This window comes from Oleiphilus sp. HI0066 (assembly GCF_001635725.1).
The window spans coordinates 1-1,186 of sequence record NZ_LWFH01000605.1; the positions used below are offsets into that span (position 1 = coordinate 1).

A 1,186-nucleotide genomic window follows, 5' to 3' on the forward strand; every position below is an offset into this window, starting at 1 on the left:
AGTTATTCTCGCGTGCTTATGCTCGGTGGCGAAGCTTTTCCAACTGCGCCACATATGTTTTGGAACTTTGTGTCGTTTAGTCGTGAACAAATTGATCAAGCGAGCCGTGATTGGAAAGAAGGGAAGTTTCCAAAAATCCCTGGAGATAGTTGCGAATATACGCCTGTTCCAGAGAAGTGATTGAGCCCCTATGAGGGGCTCATACTGTGCTCTAGTAGTTCTTTCGTTCGAATTGGTCATCCGAAGGGTCAGTCGTGTAACGACCTTCTACCTGATCCCAGTGATATCGATCACCCATCATCTCTTGAATACGTGAATCTGATGTGCGAGCACTTGCTGCTAGCTTGCCAGTTGTGCGGCGTGCCCCCCACCATGTAATGGTTACTTCTTCAGGCGCATTTGAAGCCATTGAACGGAAGTACCAAGGAACCACGTGGTTATGTTTGTTAACGAAATCAGGGCCTGACAAATACCAGAATCGATTATGAATAAACGTAACCATACCCTCTAGGATCGTATTTCGATCTCCGATCCAAATATCCAAAATACCACTCGATTTGTACCAAGTTACTGGCAAGTTGTGTCGATCGATTAAGGTTTGAATATCCCAGCGCGCATGTTCGCCGACCCAATCAGTATTACCGTCGCCATTCGCATCACCAAGGTATGATTTTGGATCTGCTGACCAGAAAGGATCAAGCAATTCTAAGCGGTCGACAGTCAGGTTATTGCCGACAGTACCGTTATAGACCGCGTCACTGATTTTCTTTGTGACGTTAGTCGCTAACTGGCTACCAAGAGAATGACCTGATAATCGAACATAGTATGAGGTGCTGCCCGAAAGCACTGATGTGATTTGTTCAAACGCAATGTCAGAAACAGATTTGTTTGGTGACAGCGCTGTACTATACGAACCATCGTTTAAACGATAACGCATGCCGCGCGGTCCATTGGGCGTCCAGATTTTCGCTTCAGCATCTTTTACTTCTGCCTCGTCAGCTAACTGGTTCCAGTAAAAGTACGCAATGTTCCAATCACGCGCTTTCCAACTTGCCGATGTAATCACGTTCTCGCCGTTGTAATCGAATAAAAAATCTTCACGTGAATAGTTGTTTTGCGATGAACCATTTTGCCATCCATGGAAGTGAATAATGGTTGATTTGGTTGGATCAAAGTAGTTTAAGGA

At 45.2% G+C, this 1,186-nt stretch carries 2 protein-coding genes; one reads left to right on the plus strand and one right to left on the minus strand.

The features are described from left to right. A partial coding sequence (locus A3738_RS07890; RefSeq protein WP_304440081.1) for a pirin-like C-terminal cupin domain-containing protein occupies positions 1 to 180 on the plus strand: 180 nt, incomplete at its 5' end. Positions 181 to 211: 31 nt separating this feature from the next. Here A3738_RS07890 and A3738_RS30785 read toward each other — a convergent pair. Continuing rightward, the coding region (locus A3738_RS30785; protein WP_068763508.1) for a cell adhesion protein at positions 212 to 1,186 on the minus strand (975 nt) is incomplete at its 5' end.